This window comes from Haladaptatus sp. T7 (assembly GCF_026008575.1).
GTDB lineage: Archaea > Halobacteriota > Halobacteria > Halobacteriales > Haladaptataceae > Haladaptatus > Haladaptatus paucihalophilus.
On the sequence record NZ_BROP01000004.1, the window covers coordinates 418,217 to 435,125 of the forward strand.

15 protein-coding genes are annotated in these 16,909 nt (G+C 64.3%); 6 read left to right on the forward strand and 9 right to left on the reverse strand.

The window, feature by feature from the left end; all coding sequences use genetic code 11:
- Positions 1 to 19: 19 nt before the first annotated feature.
- Genes OPC11_RS13735 through OPC11_RS13770 form a run of 8 tightly spaced genes read right to left on the reverse strand, consistent with a single transcriptional unit; the run spans position 20 to position 9,092 of the window.
- Complete coding sequence (locus OPC11_RS13735) at positions 20 to 820, reverse strand: sugar phosphate isomerase/epimerase family protein (protein ID WP_264782270.1); 801 nt, start codon at positions 818 to 820, stop codon at positions 20 to 22.
- Positions 817 to 2,175 carry a DUF4147 domain-containing protein gene (locus OPC11_RS13740; RefSeq protein ID WP_264782271.1) on the reverse strand — a complete coding sequence of 453 codons (1,359 nt, stop codon included), beginning with the start codon at positions 2,173 to 2,175 and terminating at the stop codon, positions 817 to 819. The genes OPC11_RS13735 and OPC11_RS13740 overlap by 4 nt, the downstream gene beginning before the upstream one ends.
- Before the next feature lie 22 nt (positions 2,176 to 2,197).
- Positions 2,198 to 3,532 (reverse strand): glucoamylase, encoded by a 1,335-nt coding sequence (locus tag OPC11_RS13745; RefSeq protein ID WP_264782272.1) that lies wholly within the window; start codon positions 3,530 to 3,532, stop codon positions 2,198 to 2,200.
- 15 nt (positions 3,533 to 3,547) lie between these two features.
- The gene (gene ugpC / locus OPC11_RS13750; protein ID WP_264782273.1) at positions 3,548 to 4,693 is read right to left on the reverse strand and encodes a sn-glycerol-3-phosphate ABC transporter ATP-binding protein UgpC; all 1,146 of its coding nucleotides are present in this window, start codon (positions 4,691 to 4,693) and stop codon (positions 3,548 to 3,550) included.
- 36 nt (positions 4,694 to 4,729) lie between these two features.
- Positions 4,730 to 5,908 (reverse strand): ABC transporter ATP-binding protein, encoded by a 1,179-nt coding sequence (locus tag OPC11_RS13755; protein WP_303649005.1) that lies wholly within the window; start codon positions 5,906 to 5,908, stop codon positions 4,730 to 4,732.
- A 3-nt stretch (positions 5,909 to 5,911) separates the two neighbouring features.
- Positions 5,912 to 6,811, reverse strand: a complete 900-nt coding sequence (locus OPC11_RS13760; protein WP_007981079.1) for a carbohydrate ABC transporter permease — start codon at positions 6,809 to 6,811, stop codon at positions 5,912 to 5,914.
- A 3-nt stretch (positions 6,812 to 6,814) separates the two neighbouring features.
- Entirely contained in the window at positions 6,815 to 7,720 is a 906-nt protein-coding gene (locus OPC11_RS13765) for a sugar ABC transporter permease (protein ID WP_007981080.1), read from the reverse strand.
- 37 nt (positions 7,721 to 7,757) lie between these two features.
- Positions 7,758 to 9,092, reverse strand: a complete 1,335-nt coding sequence (locus OPC11_RS13770; RefSeq protein ID WP_007981081.1) for an extracellular solute-binding protein — start codon at positions 9,090 to 9,092, stop codon at positions 7,758 to 7,760.
- A gap of 161 nt (positions 9,093 to 9,253) precedes the next feature.
- Between OPC11_RS13770 and OPC11_RS13775 the strand changes: the two genes are divergently transcribed.
- Together OPC11_RS13775 and OPC11_RS13780 are read left to right on the forward strand one after the other, a co-directional pair.
- Positions 9,254 to 10,357, forward strand: coding sequence for a TrmB family transcriptional regulator (locus OPC11_RS13775; RefSeq protein WP_007981082.1), 1,104 nt, complete (start codon positions 9,254 to 9,256; stop codon positions 10,355 to 10,357).
- Complete coding sequence (locus tag OPC11_RS13780) at positions 10,357 to 12,255, forward strand: glycogen debranching N-terminal domain-containing protein (protein ID WP_264782275.1); 1,899 nt, start codon at positions 10,357 to 10,359, stop codon at positions 12,253 to 12,255. Before OPC11_RS13775 ends, OPC11_RS13780 begins: the two co-directional genes overlap by 1 nt.
- Here OPC11_RS13780 and OPC11_RS13785 read toward each other — a convergent pair whose 3' ends face one another.
- On the reverse strand, positions 12,256 to 13,416 hold the full coding sequence (locus OPC11_RS13785) for an MFS transporter (protein ID WP_007981086.1): 1,161 nt from the start codon (positions 13,414 to 13,416) through the stop codon (positions 12,256 to 12,258). It abuts the gene before it with no gap.
- 160 nt (positions 13,417 to 13,576) lie between these two features.
- Between OPC11_RS13785 and OPC11_RS13790 the strand changes: the two genes are divergently transcribed.
- The 4 genes from OPC11_RS13790 to OPC11_RS13805 all read left to right on the forward strand — a co-directional run bounded on the left by OPC11_RS13790 (position 13,577) and on the right by OPC11_RS13805 (position 16,723).
- Positions 13,577 to 14,593 carry an alcohol dehydrogenase gene (locus OPC11_RS13790; RefSeq protein ID WP_264782276.1) on the forward strand — a complete coding sequence of 339 codons (1,017 nt, stop codon included), beginning with the start codon at positions 13,577 to 13,579 and terminating at the stop codon, positions 14,591 to 14,593.
- A gap of 577 nt (positions 14,594 to 15,170) precedes the next feature.
- Entirely contained in the window at positions 15,171 to 16,040 is an 870-nt protein-coding gene (locus OPC11_RS13795; protein WP_264782277.1) for a ParA family protein, read from the forward strand.
- Positions 16,037 to 16,411 (forward strand): hypothetical protein, encoded by a 375-nt coding sequence (locus OPC11_RS13800; RefSeq protein WP_264782278.1) that lies wholly within the window; start codon positions 16,037 to 16,039, stop codon positions 16,409 to 16,411. The genes OPC11_RS13795 and OPC11_RS13800 overlap by 4 nt, the downstream gene beginning before the upstream one ends.
- 72 nt (positions 16,412 to 16,483) lie before the next feature.
- On the forward strand, positions 16,484 to 16,723 hold the full coding sequence (locus tag OPC11_RS13805; protein WP_264782279.1) for a hypothetical protein: 240 nt from the start codon (positions 16,484 to 16,486) through the stop codon (positions 16,721 to 16,723).
- Positions 16,724 to 16,909: the final 186 nt, after the last annotated feature.

Consider the following 16,909-nt stretch of genomic DNA (forward strand, 5'->3'; position numbering starts at 1 on the left):
ACATTTAAAACGTTATTTTCTATTCGAACAGGTACCGCATCGTGTCGAGCACGTCGGGGGGCATGCGGTGCGGTTCGGCGTTGTACGCCGGAATCTCGGCGGATATCCACCCGTCGTAACCGACGTCCGAAAGCGCGGCGACGACGCTTTCCCAGTCGATGTCCCCTTGCAGCGGGTACGTCGGTCGGTGGGCGTCCGTCAGCCAATCCTTGACGTGGACCTTCGAAATCCAGTCGGCGAGACCGCGAATCCAACGGTCGGGAAGCCCCCATCGGAAGCCGTTGCCCACGTCGAAGTAGGCCGAAACCCGTCCGGCGTCCTCGACGGCTTCGAGGAATTCGACGAACTCGCGCGGCGAGTACAGGAAATCGTTCTGGACGTTCTCGACCGCGACGCCGACGTCGGCGTCCGCCGCGTAGCCCGCGATTTCGCGAACCGATTCGACCGCGCGGTCGTAATCCGCGTCGTAGTCCGCGCCGGGGGAGATGACCGCCGGAACGATGAGTATCTCCTCGGCGTCGAGCGTCACCGCAGCGTCCACCATCTCCCGCGCGATATCGATACCGCGTTTTCGGGTTCCCTCGTCGGCGCTCGACAGGGGATACTCCCAATGGAGCGTGGTCGAAACGGCCGGGACGTCGAGGCCGTGCTCGACGGCGGCCCGCCGAGTTCGCTCGCGGCCGTCCGGCGTCGTCAGCAGTCCGTCGGCTCGAAAGTTCGGTTCGACGCCGTGGTATCCGGCGTCGGCGAGGATTTCGCACGTCGTTTCGATGTCCGTCGTCGGAAATCCGGCCTGATTGAGTCCGTACCTGTGGTTCATGGTTCGGCGTCGTCCGTCGCTCCCGTTCCCTTCTCGTCTGCCGACCCGACGACGACGGCGCGCAAGTCGTTGACGTTGGTTCCCGTCTCGCCGGTTTCGACGAGCGCGTCGTGAGCGGCGAGGAACGGATACACGTCGTGGTTTCGCAACGCGGCGCGTGCGTCGTCGCGGGACTCGGGCGGAATCGTCTCGTGGTCCGCGATTGCACCCGCGGCGTCCGTGCTCCCGTCCAAGCCGTCGGTGTCGATACTGGCGACGACGATGCCGGGACGGTCGAGTTCGCGCGTCGCGGCGAGGGAGAACTCCTGATTCGGCCCGCCGGTCCCGTCGCCATCGACGGTGACGGTCGTTTCGCCGCCCGAGAGGAGGACGGCGGGCGGGTCGAGCGGATTCCCCGTCGCGGCACACTCGACGCCGATTGCGGCGTGAGTTCTGCCGACCTCGGCCGCCTCGCCGCCGACGCGGGACGAGAGGACGAGCGGGGAGTAGCCCAGGTCCCGCGCCCGGTCCGCCGCCGCGTCGAGCGCCGTCCAGTTGTCCGCGATGACGCAGTTAGTCACGTGCGCGAACGCGTCGGGGTCGTCGTTCCCGGTTGGGGTCGATTCCCGCTCGCGCAGCGCCGTTTCGATGTCCGCGGGAACGCTATCGAGGTTCTCTTCGAGGACCCGCTTCGCGTCCGCGGGCGTCGCCCGACTCGGATACGTCGGCCCGCTGGCGACGACCGACGGGTCGTCGCCGATGACGTCGCTGACGACCAGTCCGACGACGCGGGCGGGAGCGGCGGCGCGGGCGAGACCGCCGTCCTTCACGCTCGACAGCGCGCGGCGGACGGTGTTGATGTCGTGGATATCGGCACCGGAGCGGAGCAGGCCGTCCGTGACCGTCCGAAACGAGTCGAGCGAAATGCCCTCCGCGGGCGAAGAGAGGAGCGCGCTGCCGCCGCCCGAAATCGGCGCGAGCACGAGCGTCTCCGCGTCGGCGTCGCGGGCGGCGGCGAGGATATCACCGGTCGCGTCCCGGTTGCGTTCGCTCGGAAGCGGATGGTCGCCGGGACGAACGTCGATTCGGGTCGTCTCGGCGGGCGTGTCCGTCACCACGATGCCGTCGGTCAGGCGCTCGCCGAGGACGGCTTCGAGGCTGGCCGCCATCTCCCCGGCGGCGTTCCCCCCGCCGAGGACGACGACGCGCGAGAAGTCGTCGAGGTCGAACGTCTCGTCGGCGACGGTGAGCGTCGTCCCGTCTCGGGAGAGCGTTCGACGGACGACGTGCCGCGGCCGTGCGGCGTCGATACCCGCGTGCAGGCAGTCGAGCGCGACGGTTCGTGGTGACGGTCGGTCGGTTCGGTCGTGAGTCATCGGTGGTCCGCCCCGTTCATGGTCACGCTTCGGCCGCGTCCCGTGTCAAGAGTGCGGTCAGATACTCCGCGTGGCACCACGCGAGCGGCATGGCGAACCGAACCACGTCGCGGTCCTTCGTCTGGACTTCCAAATCGCGGTAGGCCTCCCGCATGTGGCCCAGTTCCTCGGCGATGAAGTCGAACGACACGTCGCGCAAGACGTCTTCGTCGAACTCCTTCTCGTAGTCGAGTCCCGTGTCCCACTCGTTCTCCATGAACGCCTCGAACCGTCGTCGGGTCGTGAGGTGTTCGGGGATGTGACCCTCCTCGTTCGCGTAGCGCGCAATCGTCGCCAGTACGTCGTTTCCGCGGTCGAGGTCGCCGTTGGCGAACCGATACTGGGCGTGCCACGCGGTGTACTGCAGCCACGGTCCGTTTCCGCCGTGCTGGTGGACGTCGAAGTCGCGGTAGAAGCCCATGAATCGCTGGATACCGCCGATTTCGGGGTCTTCAAGCGCGGTCGCGCTTCGGTTCGCGGCCTCGTGAAGCGCGTCGTCGAACAGGTCTTCGAGGTCGAAGTAGAAGGGAGCGAACAGCGTCACGTCCGGACGAGTGTCGAGGTCGCCCTCCGGCGAGTAGCGTCGCGGTACCTGTGCCGGACTCGTGAACGCGCGTTTCACGCCGCCTTCGAGGTGCGAGCGGAAGCGGTGGATGTCGTCCTCGACGGCCGCGGACTCCTCGGGGAGGAGGGAAAGCGCCCGTTCGATGTCGCGGAGGGCGGACACGAACACGCAGTTGACCCAGAGGGTGTAGCCGGACTCGATGCGGCCCTCGTGGATGCTCGTCGTGCTCTCCACGAGGTGGGCGTTGGGGTCGAAGAGGTCGTCGCGGACGTGCGCGACGGCCCTGTCGGCCGCGTCGATGACCCTCTCCCGGAACGAGGCATCGACCGTCGCCAGCGCGTCGGTCGCATCGAGGGCGAACACGGCGTGCGCGAGAACTCGCAAGCCGTGTCCAACGTTGTCCTCCTGTCGGTAAATTCCGCGGTCGGTGCCGTCGAGCGCGTAGCGCTGTCGCCACTGCCCGCCCTCTTCCTGTGCATCGAGGAAGAACCGAGCGGCGTCGAGGATGTGCCGTTTGCACTGGTCGGGGCGGATATCAGCCTCGACAGCGCCGAGCCACGCCTTCGTGATGCAGGCGATGTCCCGCGGATAGGCGTAGGGATAGCGGTCGTCCGGGTCGCTCGCCAGCGGCACCGACCCGTCGCAGTCGGCCGGGTACACTAGGTCGTCCAAGACGTCGAGGTGGAACGTCGGGTCGTCGAGGTCGGTCGTCGACGAATCGTGAATCGCGTTTTCCGTCGTATGGTTTGGCATTTGTCGGTGGAGGGATTAGTTGGAGATGGATGGTCGCTGTATCTGTTCGTCGGGGAATCCTCGCGTCTTGAGAGCGCCGCCGGTGTCCGCGTCGAAGAGGAACACGTCCCGCGGGGAGACGGTCACACCGAGCGTCTCGCCCGGGTTCGGATACGTGTCGGACGGGACGCGGGCCATGAGGTCTCGGTCCGCGATAGAGAGGTGAACGAAGTTGTCGTTTCCTTGGTACTCGGAGACGGTCACGGTCGCGGCGAACGTCCCGTCGGCCGGGTCGTCGGCGAGTCGAACGTCCTCGGGTCGGAGGCCGAGCGTGACCGACTCGCCGTCCGCGAGGGAAACCGCGCCGGACGGAACCGCGGCGAGCGTCGTCCCGCCGTGGCGGAACGCCAGTTCGTCGCCGTCCTTGCGGACCGTCGCCTCGAAGGTGTTCATCGAGGGACTGCCGAGGAAGGTGGCGACGAACTCGTTTTCCGGGTGGTCGTAGGCGACTTCCGGCGGCGCGACCTGTTGGAGTTCGCCGTCGTTCATCACGGCGATACGGTCGGCCATCGTCATCGCCTCCGTCTGGTCGTGGGTGACGTAGACCGCCGTGACGCCGAGGTCGGTCTGGAGCTGTTGGAGTTCCGTCCGCATCCGCGCCCGAAGTTTGGCGTCCAGATTCGAGAGCGGTTCGTCGAGCAGGAACACGTCCGGGTCGCGGACGATGGCCCGGCCGAGCGCGACGCGCTGTTTCTGCCCGCCGCTCATCTCGTCGGGTTTGTCGTCCAACAGTTCGGTGATGTCGAGCAGTTCCGCGATGTCCTCGACCTTGCGATTTCGTTCGTCCGCGCTCAAGTCGGTCGAGTGTTTCAGCCCGTAGGCCATGTTCTCGCGGGCGGTCATCTTGGTGTAGAGCGCGTAGCTCTGGAACACCATCGCGATGGAGCGCTCGCTCGGCGCGAGGTGTTGGACCTCGCGGTCGCCGATGGTGATGGTTCCGTCGGTCACCGTTTCGAGACCGGCGAGCATCCGGAGCGTTGTCGATTTCCCGCACCCGGACGGCCCGACGAGAACCAGAAACTCGCCGTCGTCGATGTCGATATCGAGCGAATCGACCGCGACTTCTCGGCCCTGTGCGTCGTCGTATATCTTCGTGAGGTCGGTCAGTTCAAGCGTCGCCATGGGTTTCACCTCCGTGGTCGCAGTCCGCGGTTCGGCTCATCGAATCGCCTCCCCCGTCGCGTCGAACGCGTGGAGTTCCGTGCGGTCGAACGCCACCTCGACGTCCGCCCCCGGGGAAACCCCCTCGGGAAGCGCCCGGACGCGGGCGGTGAAGGTGTACTCCCCACGCGCGAGTTCGAGTTCGTAGGCGTTGCCGAGCGGTTCGATGACCCGCACCGCACAGGTCATCGCGTTCGTCAGGTCGTCCGGGTCGGGTCGGGAGACGTTCGCCACGTCCGCCGCCGGAGTTCGGAGCAGGTGGACGTCCTCCGGCCGAACGCCGAGAGTTTCGGTGTCCGCGGGGAGCGTCGTATCGAGTCGGATTGACTCCCCGTTCGGCAGGAGTTCGACGCCCTCCCCGACGGAGACGTCGAAGAAACACATCGGAGGATTGCCGATGAATCCGGCGACGAACTCGTTGGTCGGCGTCTTGTAAATTTCCTCGGGCGTCCCGACCTGCTGGAGTTCGCCGTCGTTCATCACGGCGATGCGGTCGGCGACGCTCATCGCCTCCTCCTGGTCGTGGGTGACGTAGACCGTGGTCGTCCCCAGTTCCTGCTGGAGTTCACGAATCTCGAAGCGCGTCCGAACCCGGAGTTGCGCGTCCAGGTTCGACAGCGGTTCGTCCATCAGGAACGCCCGTGGCTCCCGGATGATGGTGCGACCCACCGCGACGCGCTGTCGCTGGCCGCCCGACAGTTGGCCGGGTTTCTTATCGAGGAGGTCCTCGATTTCGAGCAGTTCCGCCGTGTGCTCGACCTTCGCGTCGCGCTCCTCGTCCGAGACGTCCATCTTCCCGAGCGGGAATTCGAGGTTGCCGCGGACGGTTTTGTGCGGATAGAGCGCGTAGCTCTGGAACACCATCGAGAGGCCGCGCTCCTGCGGGAGGGTCCTCGTCACTTCCTCGTCGCCGATGTCGATGCGGCCGTCCGTCGGGGTTTCGAGACCGGCTATCATCCGGAGCGTGGTCGATTTCCCACACCCGGACGGGCCGAGCAGGACGAGGAACTCGCCCGGTTCGACGTCGAGCGAGAGGTCCTCAACCGCGAGCACGTCGCCGTACGACTTTTCGATGTTCGAGAGCGAGATTCCGGCCCGCTTGGTCTCGACCGCCGAACTGTCCGTTTCGGCGGCGGTCGGCGATTCGTCGTCGATTTCGGTCGTTTCGGAGGACACGAATTATCCCTCCACCGAGCCGAAGGTGAGACCCTCGACCATGTATTTTTCCAGATACACGAACATGATGACGATGGGAATGCTCGTCAGCAGCGATGCGGCCATTATCTGTCCCCACACCTGGTGGAAGCCGGACGAGAGCGCGTCCAGACCGATGGGGAGCGTGAACGTCGATTGGCTTCGGAGGAAGATACTGGCGAAGAGGTACTCGTTCCACGCTATCATGTACGTGTAGATGAACACGGCCACGATGGCGGGTGCCGAAAGCGGGAGCGTGATGCGGAAGATGACTTCCAGCCGCGAGTAGCCGTCCATCATCGCCGCCTCCTCGATTTCCGGCGGGACGCTCCGGAAGTAGTTCCCGAGCATGTACAGCGACACCGGCAGCGTCTGGACGAGGTAGGTGATGACCAGACTGCCGAGGTTGTCCACGAGTCCCAGCCAGACGATGATTTTGAACAGCGGCACGACCAGCAGGATGCCCGAGAACATGTACACGAGCAGGACGCCGCGCGAGAACAGCCCCCGTCCCGGATAGTCGAGGCGGGCGAAACTGTACGCGCCGAACGTGGCGACGACGACGGACATCCCCGCGGTTATCACCGAGATGATGAGGCTGTTTTTGAAGTAGGTGACGAACGGGAACGTCTCCGGGCTGAAGACGCTCTGGTAGTGTTTCAGCGTCAGGTCCTGTGGCACGAACGACGGCGGGAGCGAGTAGATGGCGCTCTCCGGCATGAAGCTCGTGACGACCATCCAGTAGAACGGGAGGAGCGAGACGAACAGCGTGAGCGCTATCGCCCCGTAGAACACGACCCGTTCCCACAGGCTGGTTTCGATGCGACTTCGCCCGAAGGCGTTACCGAAGCCCTCGGACACCGTAGCGAGTATTGTCTGTATCATGTGTTACCACTCCAGAATCCAGCTGACGTACATGAGCACGAACAGCATGAGCGCGACGAACAACACCATCGCGATGGACGCCGCCTGTCCGTGGTTGTAGTTGGCGAACGCGGTCTGGTAGGCGTACAGCGACAGCGTGTTGACCTTCTTCGTCAGCAGCCAGATGTCGGCGAACTTGTTGAAGTTCCAAATCCAGCGGAGCAGGAAGACGGTTGCGAGGACGTACTTCAACTCGGCCAGCGTGATGTCCTTGAACCGGGCGATGCGTCCCGCACCGTCGATTTTCGCCGCCTCGTACATGTCGCTCGGAATCGCCTGCAGTCGGGCGATGATCATCAGGAACGCGAACGGGAAGTAGCGCCACGCGTCGAAGGCGATGACCGTCCAGAGCGCCGTCTTCCCGTTGTTGAGCAGGTCGATGTTCCCCGAGTAGATACCGAGGACGTTGCTGAGGAAGTACGGAACCATCCCGTACAGCGGGTCGAGAAGCCACTGCCAGACGTAGGCCACCGCGATGAGCGGGGCGACGTACGGCAACAGCATGAGGCCGCGGACGAGGCGACGGCCGCGGAACTTCCGGTTGAACAGGATGGCGACGCCGAGTCCACCGGCGGTGGCGAGCACGTCGCTGAACAGCGTGAAGATGACCGTCGTCTTGAGCGCTGCCCAGAACTCGCCGCTCGAAAGGAGGGTTCGGTAGTGTTCGAGACCGACCCACGTGGGGGACGCGTCGGGCGACAGGGGGACGTTGGTAAAGCTCAGGTACACGTTGTACAGGACGGGATACACGATGACCGCGGCGACCAACAGGAGCGCCGGTGCGATGAGCAGGTAGCCGAGGATGGCCTCCTTCTGCTCGACGGTGTAATCGCCGTCCAGCGACAGCTTCGTACGATTTGCTAAACTCATGAGTGAAATGGGGTCATGGTCGATTTCGAGCGACCGATTATTCCGAGATGGCGTCGCGCATCTTCTTCGCCTGTTCTTTCGCGACCGTATCGGCGCTCTCGCCGTCGGTGACGCGCGAGATGGCGTCCGCGATGAGGAACTTGTTCGTGATGTTGCCGAGTTCCGGGAACGCCTTGCCGTCGACGTAGCCGAATCGTTCGATGTTCTCGAAGGCGGCCGACACGTCCTCGACGGTCGAACCCCACGCCTTCAGCGTCTCGTTGTCCTTGAACTCGTCACTGCTCGCGGTTTTCTTGAGGACGGGGTTCATTCCGCCGGGGGCCATGTGGAGCCACTCGACGTACTTCTCGTCCATCATGTATTCGGTCAGTTCCTTTCCGGATTCGAGCTGGCCGTCCGAGGCCGACTCGAAGAGATTGAGACCGACGATTTGACCGAACGAACTCTTGCGCTCGTGTTCGACGTACGGGGCGAATCCGGTGTCCTTCACCATCTTCTCGCCTTTATCAACGATGTCGCCCATGATGAACGTCGAATACTGGATGATGTGACACTGCTCGTTGAGGTACGTGTTGTTCGCCGTCTTCCAGGTGTCCTTGCCCGGCGGCGTGTACTTCGAGAGTTTACCGTAGAAGTCGAGCGCCTCTATCATCTCCTTGCTGTCGAAGACGATGTTGCCCTCCTTGTCGAACACGCGTGCGCCGTTCGAGCGGGCGAAGGGCGTGAAACACTGGCGGGCGAACGCCGTCTTCTTCGTGCCGACGACGATACCGTACTGATTGTCGTCCGGTTTGTGGAGCGCTTTCGCCGCCTTCAGCATGGTGTCCCACGACGTCGGCTGTTTCAGGTCGTTGTCCTCCAAGACGCTCTTTCGGAACCACATTCCCTCGACCCAGCCGTACATCGGAATCGAATAGTGGCCGCCATCGGGCGCTTTCGTGAGGTCGAGCGCGCCCTTGTAGAACTTGTCCTTGCCGATGGAATCGATAACGTCGTCCGCAGCTTTCGTCGAGAGGAGACCACCGCTACCGAGTTTTTGCATCGGCGAGAGGCCGAATTCCGCGACGGTCGGAAGCGTGTCGGAGGCGCGCGCCGACGAAATCCGGGTCGGCAGGTCGTCCTCCTTGACCGCGTTCATCGTGACCGCCGCTTCGTGGTCCGATTCGAAGGATTTGAGCACGTCCTTGATGACCTTCTGTCGGTCGTTTTCCACGTTGCTCGTCCAGAAGGTGACGTCCTTCGAGCCACCGTCGCCACCACTGCCGCCGAGACTGCCGAGACAACCCGCGAGAGCAGTTACGCCAGCCGCTCCGCCGAGTGATTTCAGCACCGTACGCCGCGTTTTTTCCCCGTGTTTGTGGTCGCCTGTCATAGGAGCTCTGTCCTACTCAACCATGAAGAATAAGACATATATAAATCTTGCTCATGAGTTTGATACAGGAGTGAATATGAGAATTCGCACGGTCGGTACGACGCACGATTCCGAGAGACAGTTACAACATTCAACACGATAGGATGGGAAGGGACACACAGATGGACACCGACGAACTTCGCAACGGACTCCGAGAGGCGGGGCTCTCGACCTACCAAATCGACGCGTACGTCGCTCTATTGAACCTCGGGAGCGCGTCGGCGACGTCGCTCGCGGAACAGGCGGACGTTCCGCGGTCGCGGATTTACGACGTGCTCCGGGACTTGGAGGAAGAGGGCTACGTGGAGACGTACAAACAGGACGCGCTTCGAGCGCGCGCCAGAGAGCCGACGGAGGTACTACAGAAACTCCAGTCGCGGGCGGAGACCCTCTCGAACACGGCGACCGAGATTCAAAATCGGTGGCAACAGGCGGGTGTGGGTGGGCACCGCATCAGCGTCCTCAAACGGGTCGAGACGGTCATCGAACGGGCCGAAGAAGCGATACGAAACGCGACCAGCCAAGTACAGCTATCCGTGACGCCCGAACAGTACGAGGAACTCGCCCCGGCCCTCGAAGCCTGCTACGAAAACGGCGTCTTCGTCTCCGTATCGTTCAACACGAGTCACAAACTTCCGAGCAAACTCCCGTCGGAGGAGGAGTTGTCCGGCGTCGTCACGGAGGCGCGCCACCGCCACCTCCCCGCGCCGTTTCTCGCGCTCGTCGACCGAAAGATAACCTGCTTTGCGCCGCACATGGAACCGGTCGAGCAGTACGGCACGGTGTTCGAGGACGAGACGCTCTCGTACGTCTTCCACTGGTATTTCGAGGCCGCGCTCTGGGAATCGTGGGCCGTCGTCCACACGTCCCACAGCGAGACGCTCCCGGCGGAGTACGTGAACATCCGGCGGTGCATCCGCGACATCGCGCCGCTGCTCGGCGAGGGGGCGACCATCACCGCGACCGCGAGAGGGCGGGAAATGGGGAAACGAAACACGGTGGCGCTCACCGGCGAAATCACCGACGTGCTGTACGCCAACGGCGACCTCCGGGACGGGGAAGCGACGCCATCGCTCTCCTCGCTCGCGGGACAGGCGACCATCGTCATCGAGACGGACGACGGGGAGTACGGTATCGGCGGGTGGGGTGCCGTGCTCGAGGACATGGAAGCGGACAGGATCATCATCGAAAAGGTGAGCTACCCTGACGACGAGGAGGACGCCTGATGCTTCCCGACGACTGTGCGCTCGCCATGGACTCCGGCCGACAGGTAATCGTCGATTCGAGGGGGGACGTCACTCCGAAGACGCCGGAAACCGGCGTGTACGAGTCCGACCATCGCTACCTCTCGACCCTCGAAATAGGGGTCGGAGACGCCGACGAGTGGACCGTCCTCGGCCGCGACTCCCGCGAGCGCGGCGTGACGACGACGCTCGCCAGCCCGACGGTCGGCACCGGTCGCGGCGACCAACGGCCGTGGACGCTAGAAAAGCGCGTCGAACTCACGGAGACGGGCGTGACGGCCACGGCGCGACTCACGAACAACACCGCCGACACGCGGGAGACGACGGTCGCGTTCGAACTCACCCCCGATTTCGGCCACGTCTTCGAGATTCCGTCGTTCTTCTCGCCGCGCGAGCGCCAAGACAGGCCGGTTTCGGTCGAACGGCACCCGAACGGGTGTGCGTTCGTGGGAACCCTCGCGGACGGGACGGAACGGCGCGTGACGGTCAGTTCGGACTCCCGCATCGAGACGACGAGTACCGACGATTCGGCGACGGTTTCGACCGACGTGGCGGTCGCACCCGCTTCGACGCGGACGGTCGAACTCGACATCGACCTCCCGGACGGGGCGCGGAACACGCCCGAAATCGACGCGGGTATCGACTGTCCGCGGTACGGTCGGCTCATCGACCGCGCCGCGGAAACGCTCGGGGCGCTGATGCTTCCGTGCGGCGTCCCGGCCGCAGGCGCGCCGCGATTTCTCGCGCCGTTCGGCCGGGATTCGCTGGTCGTGAGCTACCAACTCCTGCCGTTCGATTCGAGCGTCGCGGAGCGAACGCTCCGGTTCTTGGCCGACGAGCAGGGAACGGAAACCGACGACGCGACGCTCGAAGCACCCGGCCGAATCATGCACGAGAAGCGCCACGGCGACCTCCCCGCCATCGGCGAGAGCGTTCGAACGCCGTACTACGGCACCATCGACGCGACGCCGCTGTTCGCCGCGTTGTTCGCGGATACCGTGGCGGAGACGGAGGACGAGACGCTGTTCGGTTCGGTGTATCCCCACGCGAAATCGGCCGTCGAGTGGACGCTCGCCGAGTTGGACGACGAGGGATTCCTCTTCTACGAACCGCACGACCACCCGCTCGGTCTCGCCCATCTCGGGTGGAAGGACAGCGCGGAGGCGCTCGCGCGGCCGGACGGGACGCCCGCACAGGGATCGGTCGCCCTCGCGGAGGTGCAGGGGTACGTCTTCCGCGCGCTGACGCGGTTCGGGCCGCTCGCGGAGCGGGCGGACGATTCGACGCTCGCGGCGGAGTGCGAGGTGGCCGCGAAAACGCTCGCCGAATCGTTCGAGGAACGGCTGTGGCTCCCCGAGGAGGGGTGTTACGCGCTCGGTATCGACGACCGAGGAGTCATCCCGAGCGTGGCGTCGAATCAGGGCCACGCCGTCTGGGGCGGGTTGGGAAGCGACGACCGGGTCGCACGAGTCGCAACCCGGCTGACGGACGACGACGTGCTCACGTCGGCGGGGCTCAGGACGTTCGCGTCGTCGCACGACTCGTTCGACCCGCTCTCGTACCACCGCGGGAGCGTCTGGCCCCACGACACCAGCATCGCCGCGATGGGATTCGCGGAGCGCGGCCACCACGAGACGGCCGAAACGCTCGCCGTGCGGGGACTCGACGCGCTCGCCGACACGGTTCAGACGGACTTCCCGGACCGGTTCGGCTTCCCGGAACTCATGGTCGGCTTCGACGGGGACGTATCGGCGGGGACGGTCCGACACCCGGACGCCTGTATTCCGGCGGCGTGGAGCGCCGGGAGCGTGTTCGGCTTTCTGCAGAGTGTAGCGCTCAACCGGGAAACGGCGGACGCGATAGCCGAGTTGGTTCGGTAGTCAGGCCGAGCGGCGAACGACGACGAGGAGTATCGCCGCGACCAACGTCATCCCGGCCAACAGTTCCCAGCCGGTTCCGTACCCCGACCGTTCGACGAGCATTCCGAAGATGGGCGGGGCGACGAGTCCGCCGACGTTGATGGCGGTCTGCCCGCCCGCCGTCGCGGCCCCGATGTCGTCGCCGTTGACGAGTGTGCTCAGACAGGAGTAGAACACGCCGGTCGAGCCGTAAATCGAGAGGCCGAGTCCGGCGAACACGACGAGCGCGACGGGGAACGAGGGGCTTCCGGCGGCGAGTGCGCCGAACAGGACGACACCGGTCGCAATCTGGACGAGCGCGACGGTCGCCGACCCGCGGGCACCGCCGAGCCTGTCCGCGGCGGTTCCGGCACCGATTCGTGCGGCGCTTCCCGTGACCTGGGTGAGCGCCAACACGATACCGCCGACGGCGGTCGTTTTGCCGAGACCGTCCACGACGTAGAGGACGATGTACCCGAGCATGGCGAAGATGGACGCGCCGAGGAAGAACCCGGCGACGACGAGCAGCAGGTACGGCACGTTCGACCGGAGTTCCGAAAAATCCGGCAGCGACAGCTGGCCGTCGCCGGACGACCCGCCGTAGACGGCGGCGAACCCGAGCGCGTAGCCACCCGCGAGCACCGCGATGACCCAGAATCCGAGCTGCCACGCCGCGACGGCGGCGACGCCGGTAATAACGAGCGAGGCGACGGCGCTCCCGGCCGTGACGCCGACCTGTTTCAGTCCCATAGCGAGGTTCTGCCGACCGTCCGGCGCGCTGGTGATGATGCCCCGGTTCGACGCGGGCATGGCCGACGAGTAGGCCGCACCCAGCGCGAGGCCCGCCACGAGCAACAACGCGTACGATGACGCGACGGAGACGCCGACGGTGGCCACGGCGAGCGCGACCAATCCCACGACCATCACGCGTTTCTCGCCGTAGCCGTCCACCGCGGCACCGCTCGGGAACAGCGCGAGCGTGTAGCCGAACAGCGCCGCCGTCAGGAAGAAGCCGACGCTCGACGCCGACAGGGAAAAGGCGTCGCGGACGATACCGGTTGCGGCGAAGATGCTGTAGTAACAGAGGCTCGCCGCCGTTTGCCACCCAGTGACCGTCGCAACGGACCGCCAATTTCTCGACACGAAGGTAGATTCCTCGGTCGAAAATCGCCCGGCGGCGCGGTAAGCGTGACGACTCGGGAAAACGATGCCTCGTTTCGACGGCCACGAACGGCGGCGAAAGGGGAGACGGATTCCGGTTTCCAGACCACTTATCGACGTCTGGGGCGTTACCCGAGGTGCTATGTCAGAGTCGATGCGAGCAGTCGAAGTCGCCGAACCGGGCGCATCGTTCGAACTCGTGGAGCGGGAGATTCCCGAACCGAGTGGCACCGAAGTTCGCGTCGAAGTCGAGGCGTGTGGCGTCTGTCACAGCGACGCCTACGCGAAGGAGGGCGGCTATCCCGGTCTCTCCTATCCGCGAATCCCCGGGCACGAAATCGTGGGGCGCGTCGATGCGGTCGGCGAGGACGTGGAACTGTGGGAGGAGGGCGACCGCGTGGGTGCCGGATGGCACGCGGGACACTGTTTCACCTGCGAAGCCTGCCGTCGCGGCGAGTTCCAGCAGTGCGAGAACGCGGACATCCACGGCGTGACGGTCGACGGTGGCTACGCCGAATACGCGGCGGTCAACGCCGAGGCGCTCGCCCGCGTCCCCGACGAACTCGACGCGACCGACGCCGCCCCGTTGCTCTGTGCGGGAATCACGACGTACAACGCGCTCCGACACACCGACGCCCGACCGGGCGATCTGGTCGCGGTGCAAGGCATCGGCGGCCTTGGTCACCTCGGCGTGCAGTACGCCCGACAGGCCGGGTTCGAAACGGTGGCCATCTCGCGCGGCACCGACAAGGAGGAGTACGCCCGCGAGTTGGGTGCCGACCACTTCATCGATGCGAAGGCCGACGACCCAGCAGAAGAGCTACAGAAACTCGGCGGTGCGAAGGTCGTCCTCGCGACTGCGCCGAACGCCGACGCGATTTCTTCCGTCGTTCCGGGCCTCGGCACGGACGGGGAAGTCGTCGTCGTCGGCGTTCCCGGCGAACCCATCGACGTTTCCGGGGCCGCCCTCGTCGGAAGCCGCGGCGCGGTCCGGGGATGGGCGTCCGGGCACGCCCGCGAGTCACAGGACACCTTGGAGTTCAGCGCGCTCCGGGACATCACGCCCGAAGTGGAGACGTTCGACCTCGCCGACGCCGACGAAGCCTACGAGCGGATGATGGAGAACGAAGTCCGATTTCGCGCCGTGCTGGAACCCTGAGAGCCGAGCGGTCGTTCTGACCGCGACGCTCGTCTCAACGGGTTTCAGACGGGAGCCGAGGACGCACCGGACTGAGACCCTCTGCTCTCTGGGGCTGGACAGTGTTGTTGCCCAATAATACTGAGCACACATACTACTCAGAACTACTGGACAGAAATACTGACCAGCAATATTGGAAAAGAATATCGACCGTTCGGACTGAGCGAGACAGTCCGTCGGTCAGACTCGATTCGGCACTAGTCGAGTCCACGCTCGGAGGGAAACGACCGCCGATTCGAGCGAGCGTAGCATCCGACAGAGAGCGGTTATAAGGCGTTAAACGACTGTACACGCGAATATACTGAGTAGTAAAACTATCCAACAACACCATTCAACGATACCGAATAACAATACTGCTCAGAAACACCAACCACAGAGACCATTCCGACGGTATCGAGAGAGGCACTGCCCAACAGCACTGAGCAGGCACAACGACCAGAGATACTATTCAACAGTACTGAACGTTGTTACTGCTCAGTAATACTGTTCGGTGCGTCTGACTAGTGTTTTTATGGGTTGCTTACGATAGGGTTCCTGTATGATTCCGTACACGGTTTGGTCGGAGGCGGGAGGCGTCGGGAAGACGACGTTCTCCGTGAACCTCGCGGCGGCGCACGCGCGGCGCGGACAACAGGTCCTCGTCATCGACATGGACCCGCAGGAGGGCGGACTGACACACCACTTCGGCGCGGACGACTACCGGTCGGACGCGAGCGTGGACAACATCGTCCGGCACATGGTCGAACGACCGAAGGGCGAGTTCGCCGATCTCGTGATGAACGTCGGCGAGAACCTGGACCTCGTTCCGGGTCACAACATGCTCGGCTCGCTCGAACAGAACCTCACGCGCGCGGCAGAGATGGAACAGTCGATGCACGACGCGAACTACCGCTGGCCGAAGGAGAAGCAACTTCGGCGTGTGCTCGCCGACGGGGGCGTCCCGGACGAGTACGACGTGCTCATCATCGACCCCCCGGCGACGGTCGGACAGCACATCTACAACTCGATTTACGCGACGTCGAACCTGCTCATCCCGGCTGAACTGAGCGCGAAAGGCGAACAGAGCGTCGAGGGGCTTCGGGACGTGGTGAACAACATCGAAGAGACGCTCGGCGACATCGAAGTCGGGATTCTGGGAGTCGTTCCGAACAAAGTCAGCGGGACGAACGTCCAGCAGTCGGTGATGGACGAGCTCAACGAACAGGAACTCCCCGTCGCACCCGTCTCGATACGGGAGCGCGGCTCCATGCTCGGCGAAGCGTGGCAAAACCAAGTGAGCATCTTCGAACTGGGTGAGAGCGAGGACTACCGCGACCTCCGGGAGTACGAGGAGACGACGCTCGAAAAGTTCGACGAACTGGCGGCGTACATCTCGGAGCAGTTCGTGACACAGGAGACGGTAGCATGAAAACCGGGGCATCGGATCCCTTCGGCGACGACGGCGGAAACGAGATTTCGGAGTCAGAATCGACCGACTCGGAGACGACCGAGGAGACCACCGAGTCAGTAACACCAGACAATAATACTAGCCAAATTAACCGAGCAGACCTACCACTCATACTTCGTCGTGATACCGTCAAGGACGAGCGCGAAAGCGTCCACCAGCTGTTCGTGCAGGACTCCACGGACGGGCGCGCCAAGGACGCCGAGCGCGAGTTGGAGTCTATCATCGGCGACGACATCTACCGACTCGACGCGCGGGAGGCCATCTATCTCGCGGGCATGCGGAACCTCGATACCGCGGCGGACATCCTCCGCGAGTGGGGCTACGACCTGTAGTTCGTCCCGGCGGCGTTCCTTCCATTCCGGTAGCCACAAAGAGAAAATAGCACCGCGGTGAACACGACTGCCATGGCAACGCTCGGTGAGGAAGACGAGGGGAAGTTCCTGATGGACGGCGACGGCGAACAGCTCGGAATCGTAACGGAAGTCGAGGACAACACGGCCTACGTGGACCCCGACCCCAGCCTCGGCGAAGCGTGGGTGGAGTCGTTCGGATGGGGGAGCATCAACGAAGACGACCTGAGCGTCCCCGGCGACGTTATCGACACCGTGACCGACAAGGAACTCCGCATCGAAAAAGAACTCTAACTCGAAACCGTCGGCGACAAGCGCGTTCAGGTACTCGGACTCGGAGAACCCTGTTCGACGCTCGGTTCGAGGGCGTGACCGGTGATGGTTCTGAGCCGGTCGGTGAGGCGTTCGATTTTGGACTCTCCGACGAGCGCGACTTCGAGGACTTCGCTGATGTGCGAGACGGGGATGATTTCGACCATC